This window comes from Neisseria montereyensis (genome assembly GCF_024834045.1).
GTDB lineage: Bacteria > Pseudomonadota > Gammaproteobacteria > Burkholderiales > Neisseriaceae > Neisseria > Neisseria montereyensis.
The window spans coordinates 210,493-236,819 of record NZ_JANUXW010000001.1 but is presented as its reverse complement, the minus strand read 5'-3'; the positions used below and the strand labels follow the sequence as shown (position 1 = coordinate 236,819).

The 26,327-nt window shown below is 43.4% G+C and carries 19 protein-coding genes; 5 read left to right on the top strand and 14 right to left on the bottom strand.

Annotated elements, in window-relative coordinates; genetic code table 11:
- The first annotated feature begins 55 nt into the window (after nt 1-55).
- From rpsO to recA, 4 genes are all read left to right on the top strand, one after another.
- Nucleotides 56-325 (top strand): 30S ribosomal protein S15, encoded by a 270-nt coding sequence (rpsO, locus tag NXS09_RS01020; protein ID WP_085362895.1) that lies wholly within the window; start codon nt 56-58, stop codon nt 323-325.
- 216 nt (nt 326-541) lie between these two features.
- Nucleotides 542-1,225 carry a pseudouridine synthase gene (locus NXS09_RS01015; RefSeq protein WP_259290702.1) on the top strand — a complete coding sequence of 228 codons (684 nt, stop codon included), beginning with the start codon at nt 542-544 and terminating at the stop codon, nt 1,223-1,225.
- Between the two features lie 865 nt (nt 1,226-2,090).
- The gene (locus tag NXS09_RS01010) at nt 2,091-4,127 is read left to right on the top strand and encodes an OPT family oligopeptide transporter (protein WP_259290701.1); all 2,037 of its coding nucleotides are present in this window, start codon (nt 2,091-2,093) and stop codon (nt 4,125-4,127) included.
- Nucleotides 4,128-4,354: 227 nt separating this feature from the next.
- Nucleotides 4,355-5,401 carry a recombinase RecA gene (gene recA, locus NXS09_RS01005; RefSeq protein ID WP_259290700.1) on the top strand — a complete coding sequence of 349 codons (1,047 nt, stop codon included), beginning with the start codon at nt 4,355-4,357 and terminating at the stop codon, nt 5,399-5,401.
- 61 nt (nt 5,402-5,462) lie between these two features.
- On the opposite strand, the gene rep is transcribed toward recA, so the two are convergent.
- Nucleotides 5,463-7,475 (bottom strand): DNA helicase Rep, encoded by a 2,013-nt coding sequence (rep, locus tag NXS09_RS01000; protein ID WP_259290699.1) that lies wholly within the window; start codon nt 7,473-7,475, stop codon nt 5,463-5,465.
- A 282-nt stretch (nt 7,476-7,757) separates the two neighbouring features.
- On the opposite strand from rep, the gene NXS09_RS00995 reads away from it, so the two are divergent.
- The gene (locus NXS09_RS00995; RefSeq protein WP_259290698.1) at nt 7,758-8,246 is read left to right on the top strand and encodes a DUF456 domain-containing protein; all 489 of its coding nucleotides are present in this window, start codon (nt 7,758-7,760) and stop codon (nt 8,244-8,246) included.
- Between the two features lie 62 nt (nt 8,247-8,308).
- Here the strand turns inward: NXS09_RS00995 and NXS09_RS00990 are convergent, their stop codons facing one another.
- From NXS09_RS00990 to NXS09_RS00930, 13 genes are all read right to left on the bottom strand, one after another.
- Nucleotides 8,309-8,608: an AzlD family protein gene (locus tag NXS09_RS00990; protein WP_151050598.1), complete on the bottom strand. Its 300-nt coding sequence runs from the start codon at nt 8,606-8,608 to the stop codon at nt 8,309-8,311.
- Nucleotides 8,605-9,315 (bottom strand): AzlC family ABC transporter permease, encoded by a 711-nt coding sequence (locus NXS09_RS00985; RefSeq protein WP_259290697.1) that lies wholly within the window; start codon nt 9,313-9,315, stop codon nt 8,605-8,607. Before NXS09_RS00985 ends, NXS09_RS00990 begins: the two co-directional genes overlap by 4 nt.
- A gap of 84 nt (nt 9,316-9,399) precedes the next feature.
- A complete protein-coding gene (gene serC, locus NXS09_RS00980) occupies nt 9,400-10,503 on the bottom strand; it encodes a phosphoserine transaminase (protein ID WP_259290696.1) in 1,104 nt (367 codons plus the stop codon).
- A gap of 332 nt (nt 10,504-10,835) precedes the next feature.
- Nucleotides 10,836-12,182 carry a polyamine export protein PaeA gene (gene paeA / locus NXS09_RS00975; protein WP_259290695.1) on the bottom strand — a complete coding sequence of 449 codons (1,347 nt, stop codon included), beginning with the start codon at nt 12,180-12,182 and terminating at the stop codon, nt 10,836-10,838.
- Between the two features lie 265 nt (nt 12,183-12,447).
- Nucleotides 12,448-13,905 (bottom strand): aldehyde dehydrogenase family protein, encoded by a 1,458-nt coding sequence (locus tag NXS09_RS00970; protein WP_259290694.1) that lies wholly within the window; start codon nt 13,903-13,905, stop codon nt 12,448-12,450.
- Nucleotides 13,906-14,251: 346 nt separating this feature from the next.
- Nucleotides 14,252-15,601 (bottom strand): deoxyguanosinetriphosphate triphosphohydrolase, encoded by a 1,350-nt coding sequence (locus NXS09_RS00965; protein WP_434802993.1) that lies wholly within the window; start codon nt 15,599-15,601, stop codon nt 14,252-14,254.
- Between the two features lie 137 nt (nt 15,602-15,738).
- Complete coding sequence (rho, locus tag NXS09_RS00960; RefSeq protein ID WP_259290692.1) at nt 15,739-16,998, bottom strand: transcription termination factor Rho; 1,260 nt, start codon at nt 16,996-16,998, stop codon at nt 15,739-15,741.
- Nucleotides 16,999-17,377: 379 nt separating this feature from the next.
- Nucleotides 17,378-19,063 (bottom strand): glutamine--tRNA ligase/YqeY domain fusion protein, encoded by a 1,686-nt coding sequence (locus tag NXS09_RS00955; RefSeq protein WP_259290691.1) that lies wholly within the window; start codon nt 19,061-19,063, stop codon nt 17,378-17,380.
- A gap of 212 nt (nt 19,064-19,275) precedes the next feature.
- The gene (locus tag NXS09_RS00950; protein WP_259290690.1) at nt 19,276-20,499 is read right to left on the bottom strand and encodes an HlyD family type I secretion periplasmic adaptor subunit; all 1,224 of its coding nucleotides are present in this window, start codon (nt 20,497-20,499) and stop codon (nt 19,276-19,278) included.
- Nucleotides 20,500-20,591: 92 nt separating this feature from the next.
- Nucleotides 20,592-22,742 (bottom strand): type I secretion system permease/ATPase, encoded by a 2,151-nt coding sequence (locus tag NXS09_RS00945; protein ID WP_259290689.1) that lies wholly within the window; start codon nt 22,740-22,742, stop codon nt 20,592-20,594.
- Between the two features lie 45 nt (nt 22,743-22,787).
- Nucleotides 22,788-23,996 (bottom strand): TolC family protein, encoded by a 1,209-nt coding sequence (locus tag NXS09_RS00940; protein ID WP_259290944.1) that lies wholly within the window; start codon nt 23,994-23,996, stop codon nt 22,788-22,790.
- 556 nt (nt 23,997-24,552) lie between these two features.
- Nucleotides 24,553-25,125 (bottom strand): 50S ribosomal protein L25/general stress protein Ctc, encoded by a 573-nt coding sequence (locus NXS09_RS00935; RefSeq protein ID WP_259290688.1) that lies wholly within the window; start codon nt 25,123-25,125, stop codon nt 24,553-24,555.
- Between the two features lie 66 nt (nt 25,126-25,191).
- A complete protein-coding gene (locus NXS09_RS00930; RefSeq protein ID WP_259290943.1) occupies nt 25,192-26,178 on the bottom strand; it encodes a ribose-phosphate pyrophosphokinase in 987 nt (328 codons plus the stop codon).
- Nucleotides 26,179-26,327 lie beyond the last annotated feature (149 nt).

Here is a 26,327-nt window from a genome sequence, read left to right as displayed (position 1 = left end):
CTTGGCAAACTTGTCCGAACCGCAAGGTTCTTTATATTTTTCGGAGTTATCCATTATGGCATTAAGCGTAGAACAAAAAGCCCAAATCGTTAAAGATTTCCAACGCAAAGAAGGCGATACCGGCTCTTCTGAAGTACAAGTCGCTTTGTTGACTTTCCGCATCAACGACTTAACCCCTCACTTCAAAGCCAATCCTAAAGATCACCACAGCCGTCGCGGCTTGTTGAAAATGGTGAGCCAACGCCGCCGTTTGCTGGCCTACTTGCGCCGCACTCAGCCCGATACTTATCGCAATCTGATTACCCGTTTGGGTCTGCGTAAATAATCTTGCTGTTTTAAGCTGTTTCAAAACGCCGCTATATATTCAAGCGGCGTTTTTGTTTGGTTTGCCGACGCGCAACCCTGTCTCACCCGCTATCAATATGATGATTGCTACGCTTCTTCAATACGATTTCCGATAGCACCCGACAATACGGTACAATCATCAGCTTTCGATTACTACACGGCGGCTTAAAGGCCGTCTGAAAACCATATCCCCATTATGCAACTTTTCAAATACCTACAAGCGCAAGGACTGGGCAGCCGCAAAGAATGCCTGTGGCTCATTGAAAACGGCTGTATCGCCATTAATGGCGAAGTACGCAACCAACCGCGCGATACCGTCAACCCCGATGAAGTCAAAATGCTTGAAGTAGACGGCAAGCCGTTTACCGTTATTCCCCTGCCCTATTTTTATATTCTGCTCAATAAACCCGCAGGCTATGAAACTTCACACAAGCCGCAACACTACCCCAGCATATTCAGCCTATTCCCCGCCAATATGCGCAATATCGATATGCAGGCAGTCGGCCGTTTGGATGCCGATACCACCGGCGTTCTGCTGATTACCAATGACGGCCGCTTTAACCACAAACAAACCTCCCCAAAACACAAAGTCCCCAAAATCTATCGGGTAACCTTAAAACATCCGGCCGACGAAACATTGTGCAGCCGGTTAAAACAAGGAGTATTGCTCCATGACGAAAACGAAACCGTTACCGCTGCCGATGCTGTGTTAGAATCGCCGCAAATGCTGATACTCACGATAACCGAAGGAAAATATCATCAAGTAAAACGTATGATTGCGGCAGCAGGAAACCGTGTCGAACAACTACACCGCAGCCATTTCGGTGCATGGCATATAGAAAACATATCCGAAGGCAGCTGGAAATTTATAGATATGTAAAGATTTTGTAATAAAAATAAATCTAATTTAAACTTTTTTCTATTTTAAAACAATAATGTATAAAAAAATTTATTGTATTTACAAAAATTAATACAAAAAATTATGAACTAATATATAATTCTTATGTCTGAGTAACACTTGCTCCGAAAGGAGTAAGTAAGTGAGTAAGACGTTTTCCCCGTAATGTGTTTGGCCATCTATACTTTTCCCCTTAGTATAGATGGTTTTTTTTATTTATAAAAAATTGATTATTTTTTATATATTAAACATATTTACTATTATTAAAACGATATTTATATTGATTATCTATATTTTATTGTCATGCTTATATCTGTTATCAAAAAATAAATCGATATTTTATTCATTTTGATAATATCCGATACAATCTCATCAACTTTTTTTACACTAATCTTATTAAAAACCGATAGTAGTATCCCGTAAAAACCAATCATAAATAAAATGACATTGTCAATTAAAATCAGCTTATTAATACAATTAGAGCTTCCCATCCATTATATTTTTCAGACGGCTTTTTAACCAAAATAAAATCATTTATGGCATAACAAATAATTCAATCAATAAGACCGATATATAGCCAATATAACACCTTAACAGTTATTTACACTTATTAATTTTCTTTAAAAAACGGTTTATCGGTAACTTTTCAATTGTATTCTAAAAAATAAAAATACTATTTCATTTCAATATAAACAACTATCAAGATAACAAAAATTTAAATAAATATTCTATATAAATAGTTAATAATCACCTCGTCAAAAAATAAAACGGCTTATTCTACTTAAACCCATCTTGATATCCTCCGTTTCACACAATAATATTCAATTTTGCCAAACGGAGAAAAAGTATGTCGATAACATCAAAACATCATGATCCTTATGCCGGATACCGTGAGTTAACCTTGCGCGGTATGATTTTGGGTGCGTTGATTACCGTTATTTTCACGGCATCCAATGTTTATCTCGGTTTAAAAGTCGGTCTGACTTTTGCTTCTTCCATTCCTGCCGCCGTGATTTCTATGGCGGTTTTGAAATTTGCCAAAGACAGTAATATTCTGGAAAACAATATGGTGCAAACCCAAGCATCTGCTGCGGGCACGCTTTCTACCATTATTTTTGTTTTACCCGGCTTATTAATGGCGGGCTATTGGAGCGGGTTCCCGTTTTGGCAAACAACGCTACTGTGTATGGCCGGCGGTATTTTAGGTGTGATTTTTACCATTCCCCTGCGCTATGCGATGGTGGTAAAAAGTGATTTACCCTATCCGGAAGGGGTGGCTGCGGCAGAAATTTTGAGAGTCGGCAGCGGCGAACATGACGATGAAACCATTGGCAACAATGAAAGCGGTATTAAAGAAATTGCCGCAGGCGGTATTCTGGCCGGCCTAATGAGTTTTTTCAGTAACGGCTTGCGTGTGATTGCCGATAGTGCGAGCTATTGGTTTAAATCCGGCAATGCCATCTTCCAATTGCCGATGGGCTTTTCGCTGGCTCTACTCGGTGCGGGCTATCTGGTCGGGCTAACAGGCGGTATTGCCATTTTGGTCGGCATCTTTATTGCATGGGGTGTAGCAGTGCCCTACTTTTCCGCTACCGCGCCCCAACCGGCCGATATGGAAATGGTGGCCTACGCAATGGATCTTTGGCAAACCAAAGTACGCTTTATCGGCGCGGGCACCATCGGTATTGCCGCCGTATGGACACTTATTTTGCTCTTTAAACCGATGATGGAAGGGATGCGCCTTTCTTTCCAAACGTTTAGCGGTAAAGCTGAAGCTTCCGAACACCGTGTCGAGCAAGACCTTTCACCCAAAGCCATGATTTTTTGGGTTTTGGGTATGATGCTGATTTTGGCGTTTTCGTTTTATCATTTTATTGAAAATGCCGGCATTTCCTCAGGATTGGCTTGGTTGTTGGTGATTGTCTGCACTTTGCTGACTTCGGTTATCGGCTTTTTGGTGGCCGCCGCCTGTGGTTATATGGCCGGTTTGGTGGGTTCTTCCTCCAGCCCGATTTCCGGTATCGGCATTGTGTCTATCCTAACCATTTCCATCGTATTGCTGCTAATTGGCGAATCTTCCGGTTTGTTTGCCGATGAAGGCAGCCGCCAGTTTATGTTGGCATTGGCGCTATTCTGCGGCTCGGCCGTTATTTCGGTAGCCTCTATTTCCAATGACAACCTGCAAGATTTAAAAACCGGCTATTTGGTTCATGCTACGCCTTGGCGACAACAAGTGGCACTGATTATCGGTTGTGTGGTTGGTGCCATTGTGATTGCGCCGGTATTGGAAATCCTCTATCAGGCTTATGGTTTCACCGGCGCCATGCCGCGCGAAGGTATGGATGCCGCTCAAGCATTAGCCGCACCGCAAGCCACACTGATGACCACGATCGCACAAGGTATTTTTGCGCATAACCTGCAATGGACTTATATCTTCACCGGCGTGGCTATCGGCATTGCCTTGATTATTGTGGATTGGTTGCTGAAAAAAGGTTCGGCATCTAAATTGAGCCTGCCCGTTCTGGCTGTGGGCATGGGCATCTATCTGCCGCCCTCTATCAATATGCCGATTGTTATCGGTGCGGTTTTAGCGGCCGTTTTGAAATCTATCGTGCGCAAACGCTATCCCTCGGATACCGAACGCCGTCTGAAACAAGCCGACCGTACCGGTACGCTGCTTGCCGCCGGTTTGATTGTCGGCGAGAGCCTGATTGGCGTGATTATGGCGTTTATTATTGCCGCTTCCGTCACCAGCGGCGGTTCCGATGCACCTCTGGCACTCAATTTGGAAAACTGGCATACCACCGCTTCATGGCTGGGCTTGGCGGTATTTATTGCCGGCATGCTGATTGTGGCGAAACGGGTATTGTCTTCCGTACGCTAACCAATCTCGAATCAATACCTACTTCATCCAATACTGCCGAAAACAGACTGTTTTCGGCAGTATTTTCTTTATCAGAAACAGATAAGCTTTCACTGACGCAAGCGTTTCGCCGCACTGCTTTAAGAGAAAATAAAGATTCCGGACAGGCCGATGAAAACTTTTTCGGAATACGGCGATTTATGCGATAATCTTTATCTAAACCCTTAATATTCCATACAGGAACATTCATGTCAGACGAAAAAAGCAAAGCATTAGCAGCAGCACTTGCACAGATTGAAAAAAACTTTGGCAAAGGCTCCATTATGAAAATGGACGGCAGCCATAAAGATGAAAATTTAGAAGTGATTTCCACCGGTTCGCTCGGTTTGGATTTAGCACTCGGTGTAGGCGGTTTGCCGCGCGGCCGCGTGGTTGAAATTTTCGGCCCCGAATCTTCTGGTAAAACCACTTTATGTTTGGAAGCCGTGGCTCAGTGTCAGAAAAACGGCGGCACTTGTGCCTTTATCGATGCCGAAAATGCCTTCGACCCCATTTATGCCCGTAAATTGGGCGTGAAAGTAGAAGATTTACTGGTTTCCCAACCCGATACCGGTGAGCAGGCACTGGAAATTTGCGATATGTTGGTTCGTTCCGGCGGCGTGGATATGGTTGTGGTCGATTCCGTGGCCGCACTGGTGCCGAAAGCTGAAATCGAAGGCGAAATGGGCGACAGCCATGTCGGCCTGCAAGCGCGCCTGATGAGCCAAGCCTTGCGTAAACTCACCGGCCATATCAAAAAAACCAACACACTGGTGATTTTTATTAACCAAATCCGTATGAAAATCGGTGTGATGTTCGGCAGCCCCGAAACCACTACCGGCGGTAATGCCTTGAAATTCTACGCTTCCGTCCGCCTGGATATCCGCCGCACCGGTGCGATTAAAAAAGGCGATGATGTTTTGGGTAATGAAACCAAAGTCAAAGTGATTAAAAACAAAGTGGCGCCGCCATTCCGCCAAGCCGAATTCGATATTCTTTATGGCGAAGGGATTAGCTGGGAAGGCGAACTGATTGATTTAGGCGTGAAATTCGATATCGTTGAAAAATCAGGTGCTTGGTATAGCTACAATGGCGCCAAAATCGGCCAAGGCAAAGACAATGTGCGCGTATGGCTGAAAGAAAACCCTGAGGTTGCCAATGAAATCGATGCGAAAATCCGTGCCAAAGCAGGCATTAATGTTCAAATCACCGAAGGTACGCTAGACGACACCGATGGCGAACAGCCTGAAGAATAAAAGGTTTTCCATATAAACAGGCCGTCTGAAACTTTTTCAGACGGCCTGTTTTATTGATACTTTAAGGTGTTTGGCTGTTTTTTGCTTTTGACGCCAACATTGCCCTCAAGCCGGCCAGATTGCTTTTACCCTCTTCTTTGCTCACAATCGGTTCGCCGCCTTTTCTGCCTAAAATCTTCAAATCGTCTTGCGGCATTTCGTCGATAAAGCGGCTGGGATCGGGAAACTGCCAAGTGCCCTGCCGTTTTCTTTTCACGCAATGGGTCAGTGTTAATTGGCGTTTGGCGCGGGTAATACCGACATACATCAAACGCCGTTCTTCCTCTACATTGGATTCTTCGATACTGTCGGCATGCGGCAGCATCCCTTCTTCACAACCGACCAAAAACACATAAGGATATTCCAACCCTTTGGAAGCATGGAGTGTAGAGAGTTTCACCGCATCTACTTCGTCTTCGTTTTTCCCTTCCAACAAGGTCATCAAGGCAATGGTTTGGGCGATTTCAATAATATTTTTATCGTCTTGGCTGCCTTTGCGCGCCAACCAGTCGGTTAAGTCGGTTACATTGCGCCATTTGATTTCGCCTGCCTTACCCTCTTCGCTGTTGAGCAAATGGGCTTCATAGGCAATATCGCCAAGCAAATTGTTCACCAACACACCGGCATCATCACGTTCCGCACGGGCGCGGTATTGCTCCATCAATGCCATAAACTGCTGCAAATGTTCGCGGTTTTGCGTGTTGAGCGTCGACAATGCTTCTGGCTTCAAGGCCGCTTCATACAGGCTGCACTCGTGATCATGGGCATAAGCGTTCAGTTTACCCAGCGTCACCTCGCCGATACCGCGCTTGGGTGTGGTTACTGCGCGTAAAAAAGCGGGATCGTCATCGGGATTGGCCAATAAACGGATATAGGCCAAAACATCTTTGATTTCCGCCTTGTCAAAAAAACTCTGGCCGCCTGAAAGCTGGTAGGGAATGCGGGCGCTGCGCAGCGCTTCTTCAAAAATCCGCGCCTGATGATTGCCGCGGTAAAGCACGGCAAAATCGGCATATTTGGTTTTATCGCCACCCACCAGTTTTTGTTTCACAATCTGGCTAACCACCCATTCCGCTTCATGCTGCTCATGCTGGCACGCCACCACCTTAACATGCTCACCCATGCCGAATTGCGACCACAAGGTTTTTTTAAACAATTTGGGGTTGTTTTCAATCACCTTATTGGCCACTTTTAAAATCCGCGCCGTGGAACGATAATTCTGCTCCAACTTAATCACTTTCATTTGCGGATAGTCTTCCTGCATACGGCGCAGGTTTTCGATATCGGCACCGCGCCAGGCATAGATGGATTGGTCGTCGTCGCCTACGGCGGTAAACATGCCCTCCGCACCGGTTAACAGCTTCATCAACGTGTATTGGCAGGCATTGGTATCTTGGCACTCGTCCACCAACAAATAGCGCAACCGCAACTGCCACTTATGGCGGATATCGCTGTTTTGTTGCAACAAAACGGCAGGCAGTCGGATTAAATCGTCGAAATCCACCGCCTGATAACTTTCCAAAGTCGCCTGATAACCGGCATACAGTTTGGCCGTTTGGCTTTTCCATTCGTTTTCGGCCGTCTGAAAAGCTTCTTCGGGGGTTTGCAAATCGTTTTTCCACAAAGAAATCTGATGGCGGGCTTTATAAACGGCTTCTTTGCCCGCACTGCTCAGCAGCTCGCTGATAATTTTGGCGCTGTCGGTGCTATCGAGAATGGAAAAGTTTTTTTTGTAGCCGATATTGGCCGCTTCTTCACGCAAAATCCGCATACCGAGCGAGTGGAACGTACAGATGGTCAAGCCGCGGGTTTGGTTTTTCGGCAACATTTTTCCTACCCGCTCCTGCATTTCTTTAGCGGCTTTATTGGTAAAAGTGATGGCGGCGATTTGATGGGCAGGATAGCCGACACTTGTAATCAAATATTTGATTTTCTGCGTAATCACACCGGTTTTGCCGCTGCCGGCGCCGGCTAAAACCAGCAAAGGGCCGCCGAGATATTGTACGGCTTGCTGTTGTTGCGGATTGAGTTTCATGAAGAATAAGGCCGTCTGAAAAAATGCGGACTTGATTATAACATTTTGCACCCTGCCTCACTGCCATATAACAAACACTGTCGACCGGCTTCCCCAACCGGCTTTATTTATTTTTGCACGGTGACGCTACTGAAACGCAAGGCTTCGGGTTAAAATACAGGCTTTGCGGCGTGCCATACCGTATTCATAAATATCGTTGGTACGCCACTGCTTTCCCATACTGCTTAGGCCGTCTGAAAACAATCGGCATTCAGACGGCCTGCTATTAAAAAAGGATGTTAAATGACTGCTATTCTGGTTGCGCTCGGCCTGATTGCCCTCATTGCCGGACTACTCGGCACGATTTACCCCGCCCTTCCCGGCTTGGGTTTGATGTTCGGCGGGGCATGGTTGCTGGCCTATGCAGACGGCTATCACATTATCGGCACCAATACGCTGATTTTTCTCGCTGTCGTTACCATACTGGGCACGGCAACCGATTATGTAGCAGGGATGCTGGGTGCCAAATTTACCGGCGCCAGCAAAACGGCCATCTGGGGTTCACTTATCGGCGGTATTATCGGGGCGTTTTTTTCACTGCCCGGCCTGTTATTAGGGCCTTTGCTTGGCGCCGCTATCGGTGAATTTTGGGCGCGCAAAGATTTATGGTCTGCAGGCAAAGTCAGTATCGGCACGTTTATCGGCTTTATTATCGGCGTTGTCGCTAAGGTTGGCTGCGCACTCACCATATTGCTAACGCTTATCGTATTAGGCATCTTCAGCCTGTTTTAATATTCCATATAGTAAAAGGCCGTCTGAAAACAGTTCAGACGGCTTTTTATCTATAACATACTTTATTTCATTAAGTGCCCCAATACACCCGCCGAAACCACACCGACCAACACCGTCGGCAGCATCCCCCAGCGGCTGGCGGCAAAAACCGTTAACGCCAGCGCAATCAACTCACTCGGTTTGTCAGACACAAAATACGGTGCAATCACGGCAATCAATACACAGCCCGGCGCCGCATCGGCAACCGCTGCCGCACGCTTGCTTAAGGTTCGGTTGCGTAAGGCAAAAAAGCCGATTAAACGGGTGAAGTAGGTCACTGCCATCATACCCAGAATCGTGAGTAGCGAAGCCCATGAAATCATGATTTACCCACCTGAATATAGGTTGCCAACAGCCCCGCCAACGCACCTGCGGGCACATACCAAGCCCCGTCTATATTCACATACACCACAATCGCGGTGAGAAAACTCACCAGCCACGGCAAGGCGGCAGAAAACCCTTTCCACAAACTGCGCAACAACACCAAAAACACTGCCGGAAACGCCATGCCGAAACCCCATGCCGCCACATCGCCGAATTGCGGCCCCACCGCCGCACCGATACCGGCAAACGGAAACCAGACAAAATAAACCGTTAGGCTCACACCCATATAATAAGCCAGGCTAAACGGCTGTTCCCCCGATTTTTTACGCTTATTGATATCCGCCAAACTCAACGCCCAGCTTTCATCAGTCATAAAAAACAAGGCCGGCAAAACTTTCTTCAGCGGCAGCCCTTTTAAATAAGGCGTTAAGGCCGCCCCCATCAAAATATGGCGGGTATTAATCATAAGTGTTACCGCAATAATCAGCAGCACCGGCAGCGGATCTGCCCACAAACCGACGGCGGCAAATTCCGATCCGCCGGCAAAATTCAATCCCGTCATCAGCATCATTTCCAACCAGCTTATTCCCTGCTGACTGCCCTGCACGCCCAGAATTAAGGCAAACGGCAATAATCCGATGGTAACGGGCAGGCATTCTTTTATACCGCGCTTAAACTCCGCCATAGGGGAATCGGACACATTCATAATCGATACTCGGAAAAATAAAGAACAACATGATAATAAGGCCGCCTGAAATATTTTCAGACGGCCTATACACCCTTAAACCGCTTAACCGTAGCGGCGTTGGAATTCTTCCATAAACGCAATCAAAGCTTCCACGCCTTGCAAGGTCATGGCATTGTAAATGCTGGCACGCATACCGCCCATGGTTTTATAACCGCGCAGTAACTGCAAACCGCGGGTAGTCGATTCTTGTGCAAACAATTCATCCAAGCGTTTATCGCCGGTGGTGAAAATCACATTCATTTTAGAGCGCGCACCCGGATGAACATTATTGATATAGAAACCGCCGCTGTTATCAATCGCTTCATATAATGTTTTGGCTTTCAGCGTATTGATGGTTTCCATATGCGCCACCCCGCCTTGCGACTGCAACCAGCGGAACACCAAGCCGGAAATATAAATCGGATAGGTAGCCGGCGTGTTATACATACCTTGTCTATTAATATGCGATTTGTAGTTCCACACATCGGGGATACGGTCGGAACATCTGTCCAACAGGTCTTCGCGAATAATCACAATCGTGGCACCGGAAGGGCCGATATTTTTCTGGGCACCCGCATAAATCACACCGAAATCAGATACATTAATCGGGCGCGATAAAATTTCACTCGACATATCGCAAACCAACGGCGGCATATCGTCGCCTAATTTGGGCACTTCCCGATACTGCAAACCATGTACGGTTTCGTTAATCACAAAATGTACAAACGCAGAATTTTTATCAATATCCCAAGAATTTACCGGCGGCAGGTTGGTGTAGTTGAACAGCTTACCGCCGTCGGCCGCCAAATGAATTTCGGCATCGGAAAGTTTACCCATTTGGGAATGAGCAATAGCAGACCAGTTACCGGTTACCACCGAATCCACGCGCTTGAAGCCATTCGCAAAATTCATCACCACCATATTAAATTGCGCACTGGCACCACCCTGTAAAAACAATACTTTGTAGTTATCGGGAATATTCAATAATTGGCGCAAGTCTTGTTCGGCATGATACAAAATGCTCATAAACACTTCGGAACGGTGACTCATGGTCATCACCGAAAAACCCGTGCCGTTATAGTCGAACATTTCATTTTGAGCCGTGCTTAATACGGAATCCGGCAAAATAGCGGGGCCGGCGGAGAAGTTATAGATCGGGGGTAACATATTGGTTGTGCCTTTTTTCTTCTGATTGGGTTGCTAGCCGGCATACTCCGGCAACATAACGAAAAATATACGGTTGACGTTGGATTCTAGACGCTGGAAAAGCTTTCTGCAAGATAGAAAACAGTATTTTATGCTTCCGGCCCAAAATTTTAATTCAGTGAATTTTATTAAAAATACATATTTTAAAGATATTAAATAGTTTATATCACCAAAAATAAATTTATTTATATATCTATTCACTAAATAAACAGATTAATACAAGATATATCGATAATAACAAACAGGCCGTCTGAAAGCTTTTTCAGACGGCCTGTTGAATAAGATTCGGCATACTATCCCGCTTCTTTGCCGGATATATTACCGGATACATTGCTATTGTCAGATTCCGAGGCATCCTGATAAACCGATACCAGCAACTGATCGATTTTAAAATTTTCCGTATCAATAATTTCAAATTTATATTTATCAAAAATCACAAAATCGGTTTTCTTCGGAATCTTCCGCAACGAATACATCATAAACCCGCTTAGCGTTTCATAGTTTTCCGCATCCGGAAACATGGGAATATCCAGTGCCCGCATCACATCTTCTAAAGGCGTGGCACCATCTATCAGCCAAGAAGTTTCATCGCGCCGGATAATCTGCGGTTCTTCTTCGGTTGCCACCAATTCGCCCATCACAATATTCATCACGTCTTTCAACGTCACCACACCGACCACCAAAGCGTATTCGTTAATAATCACCGCAAAATCTTCACCGGCATTTTTAAACGTTTCCAATACTTCGTATAACGACAAGGTATCAGGAATAAACAAAGCTTTGCGCAATACCCTACGGTCGGTCGGCCGGATATTTTTTTCTTTTAAATACAGCGTTAAAAACGTATGCGATTCGATATAGCCGAGTACTTTTTCCAATTCGCCATCACATACCAGAATTTTGGCATGCGGCATTTCGTCCATTTTGGCTAATACGGTGTCTATATCGTCGTCTTTATCAACATAAACAATATGTTCGCGCGTATTCATGGTTGAAGTCACCGTGCGCGTCTGCATATCGAAAATATTTTCAATCAGGTAGTGTTCCTGCTGCTTCAATACCCCTGCCTGCGCACCGGCATCTACGACCGCATAAATATCTTCCGAAGTTAATTGATCCGTGCGTACTGTTGAAATTCTCAAAGAACGAAATAATAGATTGGCCATGCCATCAAAAAAGAATACCAACGGCTTCAATATAAAAATCAACAACATCACGGGGCGAACCACACGCACTGCCACGCGTTCGGGATTAATCATGGCAAAGCGTTTGGGCATCAGATCGGCGAATAAAATAAACACCGCCGTCACCAATAAAAATGACAATAACGATGCCGCAGATTCCCACTCTGAAGATATACCGTAGCGGTTGAATAATTGGCTGAAAAAAGGACTGATGGCCGCTTCACCGATAATACCGCCCAAAACCGCAACCGCATTCAGGCCGATTTGAACAATCGTAATAAAGCTGCCCGGCTGTTCCTGCATCGCCAAAACTTCCAATGCACGCACATCCCCTTCTTTACCCATCACCTGCAATTTAATTTTGCGCGAAGATGCAAGTGCCAACTCGGCTGCGGAAACAAACCCGCTCATCAGAATCAATAAGAATAAAACGAAACCGGCTTCAAGAATGCTCATAAAAAAGAATTATTTGTTCTAGATAGTTGGAATTGTAGCATTTAATCGGCTAGACGTTCTAAGCTTTATAAAATAATAATCGTCATAAAATGATTTACTTATTTTTGGGACATGAACTCATCACATTAAAATTTATTGAAATCCAATAAACAATTAAATATAAATATCAGCAACCAATCTTTTATGGTTAAATATTGGCGATTTATCTTCATAACACAAAAAAAACCGCCAGAATCTGGCGGTTTTTTCTACCAATATTACCGATTTATTTATCGATAGTACCCGGTTGCAATACAATGTGTTTTACTTCTACGAATTCGCTAACGCTGGTCATACCGCGCAGACGGCCGACACCACTTTGTTTGTAGCCGCCTTCTTCAAATTCGTCACGCATAACAACCCAATCGTTAATCCAAACCGTACCGGCTTCGATTTCACGACCAACGCGTAAAGGACGGTCAACATCTCTGGTCCAAATACTAGCTGCCAAACCGTATTCGGTTGCATTGGCTTTTTCAACCGCTTCACGTTCGGTTTCGAATACTTCCAAAGTCAATACAGGGCCGAAAACTTCCAATTGAACGATATCGGCTTGGCTGTCATTCACTTCCAACAAAGTCGGACGGTAGAACGCACCTTTAGCCAATTCGCCTTCGGTGTAAGGACCACCGCGAACCAATGCTTTCGCACCTTTGGCAATTGCATCTTCCACCATGCCGTTCACACGTTGAACGTTTTTCATGTCGATCAATGCACCCATATCGTATTGCGGATCCATTGCCGGACCGACTTTCACTTGAGACAATGCTTCAGACAGGCGTTTGCGTACTTCGTCGGCAATCCCTTTTTGTACTAAAATACGGCTACCGGTCATACAGAATTGGCCTGAGAATACAGTCAACGCTTTAACTGCTTTAGGAATCAGGGCATCCAAATCGGCATCATCAAATACGATTAACGGTGTTTTACCGCCAAGCTCTAAGCTCAAGCGTTTGAGGTATTTCGCACCTTCTACTTGCAAAGCACGTCCGGTGCTGGTGCTGCCGGTAAAGCTGATAACGGGAACGGCAGGATTGGAAATCAGGGGTTCCAATACTTCATGACCGCCGGTTACCATATTAATCACGCCTTTAGGCAATGATTTCACGCTGGCCAAAACTTCAGCAATTAAGCCGTTGGTTAATGCGGTTTGATCCGGCATTTTCAATACGGTTGTACAACCGACAGCCAAAGCAGGTGCCAAAGAACGAATCAACAAAGCAAGCGGTGAATTCCAAGGGGTACTGATACCCACCACACCGACAGGCTCTTTTACCAACATAGAATATTTACCGGCACCCCATTCTGCGGCACGACCATAGTCTGTATAAACCGTAGCGGCAGCAAAGTGCAAACCCGGTTTTACAAACTCAGTTTCGAAGCTGGCTTCGGCAAATAATTTACCGTTTTCGGTAGCAATCATAGTAGCCAAATCTTTTTTGCGCGCTTCAAAAGCCTCCGCCATTTCCAACAGAACTTTATGACGCAATTCACGGTTGGTTCTCCAATCGGTATTGGCAAATGCTTCTTGCGCGGCTTTAATAGCCAACTCAGCTTCTTCTTTGCCACCCTTAACATAGGTGCCGATTACTTCACCGGTAGAAGGGTTGGTGGTTTCACGGTTGCTGCCGCTATTAACCCATTCGCCGTTAATCCAATGTTGCGTATGATTTTTTGATGCCATTTTCTCACTTCCTATTTAATTTACTTCAGATTTACCATAAACGGTTAAACAAAATTAAATAAAATCAAATGATTATAAAACTAAGAAATCATATTTATAAAATTTTCATAAAATTAAATTTTATCCGCTATGGCGATATTCCTTTCTTAATAAAGAAAGGTACGTTTAATTAAGCCAATATATTTTCTATACAAATAATGGTGTATTACAATATTTTGCTATAAAAATATATGTAAAAAAATAGTTTTCCATAACAATTATGGATTATTTATATTTAAATTTGCGTTAACTTTTTTTATTTATTATTCATAATTGCATTTATATAAATAATATTTATCTAAATCTACTAAACCATCCCGATACCGGAAACTTCCCGTGCCATCTTAGCCGCTGCGTTGTCCGTCATACCGCCGACAAAGTCTAGGATTTTCATATATGCCTGATAGAGTGAATTTTCAAGTGTTACCGGATCATCCTGTTTCAATAATTCCAAAGCCAAAGATTGGCGGGTACTCACTTGCCCTTCCACAATCAAAGCATACACTGCCGGAACCAATAAATCCAATACCGAACCCAAACACGGGAAAGCCGCAATTTCGGTAATCAATTTGCTTTGATGGCGGAAAATACGCGTACGGGCTAACTCTTTAGCTTTCTCAAGGGTATTTTGAACCTCAGGGCTGCATAAGGCCAATAAATCTTTCCCCTTAAACGTACCACTGAGTAAATCCTGTTGATGCGTCATAAACGTTTGCGCCACATCATCAATCGCACGCCCGATGGCCATACCGCGCAACATGGCACAACGCTGACGGCTGCTTTGCGCCTGCCATGCACCTGCGGTTTCGGTGAATGTTAATTCCGATAAAATACTTTCTACTTCCGCATCACCCAACAGCCCTATTTCTACCGCATCTTCCAAATCCAGTAAGGCATAACAAATATCATCGGCGGCTTCCATCAAATAAGATAACGGATGCCGTGCCCAACGATCATTGCCCTGCTCTAATAATCCTAACTCTTCCGCCACCCTGCGGATAAAGGGCAATTCGGTCTGATAAATATTAAATTTTTTCACGCCGGCAGGATCAAGTGTTGTCCACGGATATTTCAATAAAGCACCAATCGTTGCTGCCGTTAAGCGCATCCCGCCTTTATTGCGATACATTTCCAAGCTGGCCAAAATCCGCAGGCTATGCGCATTTCCTTCATAGGTTTGAATGTCATTGCGCTCGGCCGTTGATAAAGCATCTAAATAACGGCTATTTACCGGATTGCGGAACCAATCGCGCAAAGCATCTTCACCGGTATGACCGAAAGGTGGATTGCCTAGATCATGCGCCAAACAGGCCACCTGTACTACCGCACCGATATCACTCGGTGTATTGCCCTGCGGCAAAAAACCACCGGCCTGAAGCATAACGCCGACGCGGTTTCCCAAACTACGTCCGACACTGGCGACTTCGACGCTATGTGTCAAGCGGTTATGGGTCAGATCATGCTCGGCAAAGGGATGAACTTGTGTTTTACGGCCTAAACGACGAAATGCACCGGAAAATACAACCCGATCATAGTCAATATGAAAATCTGTACGCAACGCGTCGGCACCTTCTTGGGTTGACGGCGTAACAGTGGGGACGATTTCCCCATCTTTCAAACGGAACCGACGGGTAGAAAGCAATTGCGGCCAACTCATCATACTCATCATTTATCCAATTTTCTCTAATTTCACAATGAATACAAAATATATGATCTTAATTCGTATTCCATACTAGGCTTGTTATCATTTTGAATCATAAGGCCGTCTGAAAATGTTTCAGACGGCCTTATGATTTACTTACCACGCATTAGCTCAAAAAAATCATTATTGTCTTTGGAATCTTTCAGCTTACCGATTAAAAACTCGGTTGCTTCGATTTCATCCATCGGGTGCAGGAATTTCCGCAGCAGCCACATACGTTGCAGTTGATCATTCGGCACCAATAATTCTTCGCGACGGGTACCCGATTTATTAATATTAATCGCCGGGAACATACGTTTTTCTGCCATACGGCGGTCGAGATGCAGCTCCATATTGCCCGTGCCTTTAAATTCTTCATAAATCACATCGTCCATACGGCTGCCGGTTTCCACCAATGCCGTTGCAATAATAGTCAGCGAGCCGCCTTCTTCCACATTTCGTGCCGCACCAAAAAACCGCTTCGGACGGTGCAATGCATTGGCATCGACACCACCGGTCAAGATTTTTCCGGATGCCGGAACCACTGTATTATAAGCACGAGCCAAACGGGTAATCGAATCGAGTAGAATCACCACATCTTTCTTATGCTCCACCATGCGTTTGGCTTTTTCCAAAACCATTTCGGCCACCTGAACATGGCGCGAAGCCGGCTCGTCAAAGGTGGAAGACACCACTTCGCCACGTACGCTGCGTGCCATTTCGGTCACTTCCTCCGGACGTTCGTCAATCAGCAAAACAATCAATTCGACTTCGGGATAATTTGCCGTAATCGCATGGGCAATATTTTGCAGCATCACGGTTTTACCGGTTTTCGGCGGTGCGACCAATAAAGCACGCTGGCCACGGCCAATAGGCGAAACCAGATCAATAGCGCGGCTAGTCAGATTTTCTTCGGCCTTAATATCGCGTTCGAGCTTAAGTTGCTTGGTCGGAAAAAGCGGGGTGAGATTTTCAAAAAGAATTTTATGTTTGCAAACTTCAGGATTATCGCCATTAATCGTATCGAGGCGGACAAGGGCAAAATAACGTTCGTTGTCTTTGGGAACGCGCACGCTGCCTTCAATCGTATCGCCCGTATGCAGATTAAAACGGCGGATTTGGCTTGGCGAAACATAAATATCATCCGGCCCTGCCAAATAAGAAGTATCTGAGCTGCGTAGAAATCCGAAGCCGTCTGGCAGTATTTCTAGAGTACCTGAGCAGGTAAAAGACTGCCCCTGTTTCATCAGTTGGCGGACAATGGAAAAAACAAGATCTTGCTTGCGCAAACGGTTACCATTTTCAATACCGTTCTGTTCGGCCATTTCCAGAAGTTTGGATATGTGTTGGGTTTGTAGTTCGGAAACGTGCATAATGAATAATTTAATTGATAGATAAATCTGATGCCGACAGCTATGCCGTGCAAATAAAGAGGTTAGAAATTTCGGAAACCGAAGCGACTGGATAAAGAATGGCAAAATGCTTGCCAGAATTGAATTGTAGGTAATTGCTTATAGCGTGTCAAATGTATTTATATGACAATCATCAAAATATAATAAACTATTTTTATTAAGATTAAGGCCGTCTGAAATTTTTTTAATTATTTCAGGCGGCCTATAATGAAACTCATCATATAGAGACAATATTTTACCTGTTGCGACTACCCGGCCAATACCATAATTCGGATAAAAAATTATCCCGCTAATGCCATACAGCTATATTTTACAAGTTAACCTAGTAACTTCTTTTCACTCAAGATGTTTTCTGCCAAGTATCTTTCAAGCTTACCGTGCGGTTAAATACCGGTTTCTCTTTACTGTGATCAAAACGATCGGTTACGAAATAACCCAACCGTTCAAATTGCCAACGGCTTTCCGGTGCTAACGTAGCCGCTACCGGCTCTACATAAGCTGCCACTTCTTTCACCGAATCAGGGTTGAGAAAATCGGTAAATGGCCGGTATTCGCCATCTTCACCACGAATCGCATCGGGTCTCGGCTCGGTAAATAAACGATCATATAAACGAACGGTAGCCGTAACCGCATGCTCGGCCGAAAGCCAATGAATCACACCTTTCACTTTACGGCCTTCCGGTTTTTTACCTAAGGTATCATGGTCAATGCTGCATTTCAGTTCAATCACTTTACCGCTGTCATCTTTCACTACTTCATCACATTTAATCACATAGCTGTAACGCAAACGAACTTCGCCGCCGGGTGTCAACCGTTGCCAACCTTTAGGCGGATTTTCACTGAAATCATCGGCTTCAATATAAATAGTAGGTGAAATCGGTATTTCCCGCTCACCCATTTCTTCATGGTGCGGATGATAAGGCGCACTACGGCTTTGGGTTTTTCCTACTTCAAAATTGGTCAATGTGACCTTAATCGGGTTCAAAACCGCCATCATGCGTGGTGAAGAATCCTCCAACTCTTCGCGAACAGCACCTTCAAGTACACTCATATCCACCACATTTTCCGATTTTGAAATACCCACCCGTTTGGCAAATAAACGTAAACCTTCCGGCGTATAACCGCGACGGCGCATGCCGGAAATAGTCGGCATACGCGGATCATCCCAGCCTTTAACGTGGCCGTCTGTAACCAATTGATTGAGTTTGCGTTTGGATGTAATCGAATACAGCAGTTCCAAACGGGAAAATTCATATTGTCGGGGATGATTGTCAATGGAAATATTATCCAGCACCCAGTCATAAAGCGGACGATGTGCTTCAAACTCAAGCGTACACAATGAATGGGTAACGTGTTCAATCGCATCCGAAATAGCATGGGTATAATCATACATCGGGTAAATGCACCATTTATCACCGGTATTATGATGATGTGCACGGCGAATCCGATAAATAACCGGGTCGCGAAGATTAACATTACCGGCAGCCATATCAATTTTTAAGCGCAGGGTTTTGCTACCATCCGGAAACTCACCGTTTTTCATACGCATAAATAAATCGAGATTTTCTTCGATACTGCGGTCACGATATGGGCTGTTCTTACCCGGTTCGGTTAGCGTACCACGATAAGCACGCATTTCTTCCGGTGTTAAATCATCGACATAGGCTTTACCGTCACGAATCAAACCAACGGCATAATCAAACAATTGATCGAAATAGTCGGAAGCATATCTCGGCTCACCCACCCATTGAAAACCCAACCAGTGAACATCTTCTTTAATGGCATCAACATATTCTTGGTTTTCTTTTTCAGGATTCGTATCATCAAACCGTAAATTACATAAACCGTCATAGATATAGGCCAATCCGAAATTCAAACAAATAGATTTGGCATGGCCGATGTGCAGATAACCATTAGGTTCGGGAGGGAAACGGGTATGGACAGTTTGAGTTTTACCGGTTTCCAAGTCTTCCTCAATAATATTGCGGATAAAGTGATGGTCTGCAAATTGGTCTTTATTCATCATAATATATAAGCTTATTTCAATTGTTTTCAGACGGCCTTTTAAGTATATTCAGGCCGTCTGAAAAGGAAGTTAGATAAATGTGGCATTGTACCTTATTTCCAAGTGCTTTTCAGACGGCCTTTATATATTGTGATTGTTTTATCATTTTTCACTATACCTAAAAGGCTATATTAAAAAATATCCCGGCAAAACCGGGATATTTTGTCATTCGATTAACGTTCTCTTAATGCCTGCTTCATACGCGTAATCGGTTTGATGAGATATTGGAAAACAGTTTTTTCTCCGGTTTTCACATCTACCGTTGCCACCATACCCGGAATAATCGGCATATCTTTCCCATTACGGTCTTTTAAGCTATTGGAATCCGTTTGAACCAAAATCCGATAATAAACCTGATTAGGATCCAATTTCAAATCATTTGCCCTTGCCTGATTGCTCACCGTATCCGGGCTGATCAACGTAACTTTTCCATCCAAGCCACCATAAATTGAATAATCATAAGCGCTAACTTTCACTACGGCAGGCAATCCGGGGCGCATAAACGCTACATCTTGAGGACGAATATAAGCTTCAACCAATAATTTATCATCTAACGGTACGATTTGCAGAATATCCTGACCGACATTCACAACACCACCAACCGTATTGATTTGAATATTTTTCACAATACCGCGCATAGGTGCACGAATTTGTGAGCGCTCTACCGGGTCGGCACGCATCGCCATATTTTCTTTAGCTTGGGCAAGTTCGGATTCTGCCTGCACTAACTCGTTATTGGCATCTGCCATATAGCGGTTTTTCCGCTCGGAAATTTGCAATGCCAAATCACTTGATTCACGTTGCATACGTAACAATTCCACTTCCGAAACCACACCTTGAGCTACCATCGGTGCAGTAATACTGATTTCTTTATCTAAGGTAGCCTTGCTAACAGTCAGATTATGAATAGCATCAGTTACGGAACGACGGCGTGCTACAAAAGCAGCACGTTCCCGTTGCCTTAATTCATCACTAATCCCATCAGGAAAATTTAATGGAGCGCCTAATGCTTCAGCTTTCAAGCGTGCAATCATTGCTTCAAGGTTTTGTACTTTTGCTTCGCTTTCACGCAAAATTGCCGAACTTCTCGTATCATCCAGTCTTAATAAAACCTGATCTTTTTCAACAACATCCCCTTCTTTTACCAACATTTCGGTAATAATACCGGGATCAAGACTTTGTACAACCTGCTCCCTACTACTGGGAATGACATTACCTTGTCCACGGGTTACTTCTTCAATCGGACTGTTATAAGCCCAAATGACGAAGACAACCAAAAATATAAAAAATAAAATAATGACCCAAAACTGCCCGCTGTGTTTTTCTTTCTGTAAAGCGGCATTCAAATCATTGACCAATGCCAAATCTTTAGACTTAATATTGTTTTCGCTACTCATAATGATAATTACCTTTACGGTTTGTTATAGGCCGTCTGAAACAGTTCGGCTTTATCATGTTATATGGCTAATAACCTTTATTGGTATTGATTTTATGCGGCAGTCTCAAGTTGAGGGCTGTCTTTTTTTTCGCTCTGCATTAATTTTTGCAATACCAAATCACGCGGGCCGTCCATGACAACTTTGCCATTATCCATAACGATAATACGGTTAACAATCTGAAGCACTTGTGGACGATGGGTAACCACAATCATTGTGCGGTCTTTTGCCCATTCCGCCACAGAGTTTAATGCCATACGTTCCGTAGCCTGATCCAACCCGGTAGTCGGTTCATCCAGCAATACAACTTTTGGATCTCTTAAGGTCATACGAGCCAACGCAATAATCTGTTTTTGACCGCCGGACAATCCTAAACCATCTTCCCCCAGGGGCATATCCAAACCACGCGGATGACTGCGGATAATACGGTCAAGCCCGAAACGTCTTAAGGCTACCAATAAATCTTGATCGGTCGAATAGCCATCGGTACGCGCCAAATCCATATTTTCACGCAATGTTCCCAAAAATAAACGTGGCGACTGGCTTAACAATACAACTTGATTGCGTAGGAAATTCGGATCAATCTGTCTCATATCGACACCATCCAACATCACACTACCTTTAGCGGTATCATATAAGCCACTGGCCAGTTTCAACATGGTGCTTTTACCACTGCCGATACGTCCTAAAACACCTATTTTTTCCCCAGGTCTGATATTCAAACGTAAATCGGTAACAGCGGCATTGCCCTCGTCCTGATATTTGAATGACACATTTTCAAAGGTAATATTGCCCTGAACATGATCTAAAGTAATATATTGACGTTCCGGGCTTCTTTCGATAGGCCGTTCTACAATATTATTGACACCTTCCAAAGCCAATTTGGCTTGTTGAAACCGTGTTGCCAATCCGGCTATTTGTGCCAAGGGTGCTAGTGCCCTACCTGATAAAATAACCGAAGCAATCAACGCACCCATGGTAATCCGTTCTGCGGGATTATCTGCATGAATTAAATAAGTACCCAACAAAACCCAAAATACCGTATTGAGCTGTTGCATACCCGTTGCAAAATTCACCATAAAGTTACTGGTATCTTTCACTTTAATAGAAGAAGCAGAAGTTTTAGCCGTATATTCATCCCAACGTTGCTGAGCCCAAGAAGTTGCATTATTGGTTTTTAACGTTTCAATCCCTTCAATCGCCTCTACCGCCAAACCTGAACGTTGGGAAGACTCTTTCATAGACTCGTTGATATGACGTGATAAAGGGCGCTGAACCAATAATCCTACAATGGCTACAATAGGAATAATCGTTAATGGAACCAAAGCTAACTTTCCGCCAACAATGGCAATAACCGTAATGAATAATAAAAGGAACGGCAAATCGACCAATGTCAACAAACTTGCGCTTGTCATAAACTCGCGTACAGATTCAAATTCGCGCAAGTTATTGGCATATGAACCCGCAGACGCCGGGCGATCAGCCAAACGCAAAGCCATCACGCGACGAAACAAAGCGGAGCTAATAATCAAATCGGCTTTTTTACCTGCAATATCGGTTAAATGGCCACGAATCAATTTAGCGGCAAATTCAAAAGAAATCGCCAATATCACACCGATACTCAATACCCACAAAGTTTCATAAGCCTGGTTAGGAATAACTCTGTCATAAACATTCATGACATATAGGGAACTAACCAACGCTAAAAAATTAATAATAAAAGTCGCTAAAATAACTTGATAATAATAAGCCCTAAACCGCCAAATAACTTTCCAAAACCATGACTTAGGCAAATGGTATTCCGGTAATTCAGAACGCATATCGGAAACCATTTTAGGCTTAATAAACCAACAGTAGCCCAAATACAAAATCATCAATTGCTCATGATCCAATACTTGAGCCAACCCATCTGTTTGACGCACATGATATTTTCTATCTAAGCCACTACCCTCGATTTTAGTCACCACTGCAGCTTCTTCATTATGCAATATCACAACTACCGGAACGGCTAATGAAGGTATATCCTGTAAACTACGTTTTGAAAGTGTATTTTCAAAACCGTGGCTCTTTAAAACCTCAGATAATGAATGAAAATTAACGTTTAGCTTTTTATCCCGCACAACTTCTGCAGAGAGTGCTGCCTCAGACACAGGTACACCCAACAAGCGGGTAGCCAACGCAATGTGTTCTATAATAGATTTCATAATAATGATTTTTCAAGTAAAGTAATTTATTGATTTTTTTTTGTTTTAGTTATTCACACCCGCCCAATTGGCAATTTGCGACTGTGAAACCAAATATTCCAACGCAGCATCTCTAAAGTCATTACGGGCATTAATATTTTCTTGCTCTATTCCTGCCAATTCATTATATGAGCCCAAAACATCGGTTAATGTGCGTCTGGCTATTTTGAATTGCAACTCATAGTTTTTAACCACTTCTTTTTGCGCAATGATATGCTGTTCGGTAATCTCTATACGTTGCTTACTTCGCGCCATATCAATTTCAGCCGTACGTGCTTTTTCTTCGACTTCGCGTAGAATCTGTTCGGATTTAGAATCGGCTGCAATCAAAGCTTGTGCATTTTTTTCCACATTGTGCCTTGCGGCCATATCCAATACATTCCAAGATAAATTCAAATAAAGTTCTTTAGCATCTTTAGTAGCAAGTCCTTCTAAATTAATAGCAGGCAATCTGGCCGCTTTCGTTACATCAAGATCGGCTTTAACACTCTCCCGCTCGGCTACTTGTGCCAAATAGGAAGGATTTAGCCCTTTATTTTCTAATTTATATTTTTCGATTAGGGATGCTGAAGAAGTCGCCGGGAAAGGGTCTTCTAAATCTTTAGGGGCTATTGGTTTCCCCGTGTATTTTGATAAACGGCTCAGCGCCAATTCCATTGTTCTTTGAAATTGCGCTATAGAAGTAGCGACCTGCAACTGTCGCGACCGTGCTTCAATTAATTCTGAACGGCGACCACCGTCGTATTTAACAATAACAGTTAAATCTTTCAATAAATTATTATGGCGTTCAAAGCTCTCTCTGCTTACTTCAATGGACTCTTTTGCCCGTAATGCCGTTAAATACAATCTGCCAATATCCCCACCCAATTGCTCTTGTGTTTCAAAATATTTATGTCCATAGTAGATTTCTTTATTTTTATCTCTTCTAACGGCCGCACTAATTCCACCCCAAGAATAAATATTTAAACTGCCTCGAACACCAAAGCCATTATCTCTATCATTACTGTCATATTTATGGCTTTGAGAAAGAAATTGGGTACCCGTTAAAGCCAACACCGGATAATGCCCGGCGCGTGTCGCTTTAGTTGTACTTTTAGCAGCATTTTCTGTTGCTTTTGCCTCCTTTAAAACAGGATCATTAACCAAAGACTGCCTCAGGATTTCTTTTAAACTTTGAGCATAAACAGAATGCGTGTTCAAGAAAAACAACATCATACCGATTGAAAATATTTTCAATCGGTTGCTCAAAAAAGAATTAGGGAAACTATTGTTCATTTTTTACAGTTTAATCGTAATGTTTATGAATATATTATGTATCTGCAGCAGCTTAATTATATAAGTTTTAATTTTAAATTTCCTTACTAATTCCAGCAGCATAACACTATATCCAAAATCTCTGTACAACTCAGAGATAAAAGGTAGATATAAGAAACCAAAAGAATAGGATATTGATTACTATAAAAATAATAATCACAAAAACAATATACCACACCTTTAAGGGATAGTTAAAATTTTAAAGGAATCCGTAAAAATATCCCAATAAAAACTCTATGCTAATTTCTGATTCCAAATTGAAAAACAACAAATAAATTATTTATGTAAAGTAAATTATTTATTTGTCAAATAAATAAAAATTTATTTTAAACAATTACTTAAAAAATATCAAGTAAAAATCATTTTCATTATATTTATAATTTTAGCCAATGCTATCACCAAAAAACTAAACCGCACCCAAAATTAGGTACGGTTTAATTTTATACATATTTAAATACTAACGTTTCTTACCGGTAACAGTAGCAACAGCCAAATCTGCCTGACGCTTCAGTGCAACACTTTGCACACCTTCCGGAAATTTGATATCAGATAAATGTAAAATATCTCCGGCCACAACATTGGCACAATCCAACTCCAGGGCAGCAGGGATATCTTTAGGTAATGCAACAACTTCAACTGTTGTATTCAACAAAGAAACCCGACCACCTTGTAATTTGACGGCTTGTGAAGTTTCTGCATTAATAATATGCAGGGGTACTTTAATACGCAACGGTTTAGCTGCATCAACAACTTGAAAGTCAATATGTTGAACTTGTTGGCGATATGGATGCATCTGAAAATCACGCACAATAACGTCTTGTGTTTTTCCGTTCAAAGTTAATTTAATCAATGCAGTATGAAAAGATTCTTTTTCCAATGCGTAATACATAGTTTTATGATTAACCGCAATAGCAGTCGGCTCTTGACCCTCACCATACAATACTGCCGGGATTTGTCCTTCCCGACGCAGGCGGCGGCTCGCACCAGTGCCCTGTGCATTACGGGAAGTAGCTTGAATTTCGTATGACATAATAAATACTCCAAATATAAAGAAAAAGTGCTGTCTTTGCCGCGACCAGCTCAAGACAGCATGGTATTAAGGCAGAAAAACACTGCCGGTTGTCAACACATCTTCATTGAAAAGATATGAGACGGATTCTTCATTGCTGATACGGCGAACGGTTTCCGCCAATAATCCTGCAATGGTGACCTGACGAATACGATCGCAATTTTGTGCAGCCTCGGATAACGGTATCGTATCGGTAACCACAATCTGATCGATATCGGATGAGGCAATACGCGAAACGGCCTCGCCGGAAAATACAGGGTGGGTTGCATAAGCAAAAACACTTGACGCCCCCCGCTCTTTCAAAGCCGAAGCAGCTTTACACAAGGTATTAGCCGTATCAATCATATCATCCACAATAAGGCATGTACGGTTCTCAATATCACCGATAATATTCATCACCTCTGCCACATTAGCTTTAGGGCGACGCTTATCAATAATCGCTAAATCTGCATCCAACATCTTAGCAACGGCACGGGCACGCACTACACCGCCGATATCAGGGCTGACTACAGTCAAATTTTCATGCCGCTGACGCTGAATATCATTAATTAAAATCGGTGTGGCATAAATATTGTCAACAGGAATATCAAAAAAGCCTTGAATCTGGTCGGCATGCAAATCAACAGTCAGAACACGGTCAATACCCGCCGAGTACAACATATTAGCAACCAACTTAGCTGAAATCGGAACCCGCACCGAACGGGGACGACGATCTTGGCGTGCATATCCGAAATATGGAATCGCGGCAGTAATACGGCCTGCCGAAGCACGCTTCAGCGCATCCGCCATCGTGAGAATTTCCATTAAATTATCGTTTGTAGGCGCACAAGTCGGCTGTAAAATAAACACATCTCGACCACGTACGTTTTCCAAAAGCTCTATGGCTACTTCTCCATCTGAAAACTTACTTACAGCAGCATTTCCTAAAGAAATACCTAAATGTTTGACTACTTTTTCAGCCAAATCCGGGTTGGCATTACCGGTAAAAACCATCAAACTGTCATACGCAGCCATATTATCACCTAGATTATTTTGGGGGTTGTGCTCGGAAAACATAACGCTTCCTTATGCTTTTTTGGCAACTCTGCCGGAGCGCATCATTATACGCATCATCAGGCTGTATTCAAAGCCCTATACATATTTATCTTAACGATTTTTATAAC

Coding starts and splice junctions, on each gene's coding strand:
- rpsO (WP_085362895.1), top strand. CDS start 56: ATGGCATTAAGCGTAGAACAAAAAGCCCAAATCGTTAAAGATTTCCAA.
- NXS09_RS01015 (WP_259290702.1), top strand. CDS start 542: ATGCAACTTTTCAAATACCTACAAGCGCAAGGACTGGGCAGCCGCAAA.
- NXS09_RS01010 (WP_259290701.1), top strand. CDS start 2,091: ATGTCGATAACATCAAAACATCATGATCCTTATGCCGGATACCGTGAG.
- recA (WP_259290700.1), top strand. CDS start 4,355: ATGTCAGACGAAAAAAGCAAAGCATTAGCAGCAGCACTTGCACAGATT.
- rep (WP_259290699.1), bottom strand. CDS start 7,475: ATGAAACTCAATCCGCAACAACAGCAAGCCGTACAATATCTCGGCGGC.
- NXS09_RS00995 (WP_259290698.1), top strand. CDS start 7,758: ATGACTGCTATTCTGGTTGCGCTCGGCCTGATTGCCCTCATTGCCGGA.
- NXS09_RS00990 (WP_151050598.1), bottom strand. CDS start 8,608: ATGATTTCATGGGCTTCGCTACTCACGATTCTGGGTATGATGGCAGTG.
- NXS09_RS00985 (WP_259290697.1), bottom strand. CDS start 9,315: ATGAATGTGTCCGATTCCCCTATGGCGGAGTTTAAGCGCGGTATAAAA.
- serC (WP_259290696.1), bottom strand. CDS start 10,503: ATGTTACCCCCGATCTATAACTTCTCCGCCGGCCCCGCTATTTTGCCG.
- paeA (WP_259290695.1), bottom strand. CDS start 12,182: ATGAGCATTCTTGAAGCCGGTTTCGTTTTATTCTTATTGATTCTGATG.
- NXS09_RS00970 (WP_259290694.1), bottom strand. CDS start 13,905: ATGGCATCAAAAAATCATACGCAACATTGGATTAACGGCGAATGGGTT.
- NXS09_RS00965 (WP_434802993.1), bottom strand. CDS start 15,601: ATGAGTTGGCCGCAATTGCTTTCTACCCGTCGGTTCCGTTTGAAAGAT.
- rho (WP_259290692.1), bottom strand. CDS start 16,998: ATGCACGTTTCCGAACTACAAACCCAACACATATCCAAACTTCTGGAA.
- NXS09_RS00955 (WP_259290691.1), bottom strand. CDS start 19,063: ATGATGAATAAAGACCAATTTGCAGACCATCACTTTATCCGCAATATT.
- NXS09_RS00950 (WP_259290690.1), bottom strand. CDS start 20,499: ATGAGTAGCGAAAACAATATTAAGTCTAAAGATTTGGCATTGGTCAAT.
- NXS09_RS00945 (WP_259290689.1), bottom strand. CDS start 22,742: ATGAAATCTATTATAGAACACATTGCGTTGGCTACCCGCTTGTTGGGT.
- NXS09_RS00940 (WP_259290944.1), bottom strand. CDS start 23,996: ATGATGTTGTTTTTCTTGAACACGCATTCTGTTTATGCTCAAAGTTTA.
- NXS09_RS00935 (WP_259290688.1), bottom strand. CDS start 25,125: ATGTCATACGAAATTCAAGCTACTTCCCGTAATGCACAGGGCACTGGT.
- NXS09_RS00930 (WP_259290943.1), bottom strand. CDS start 26,178: ATGGCTGCGTATGACAGTTTGATGGTTTTTACCGGTAATGCCAACCCG.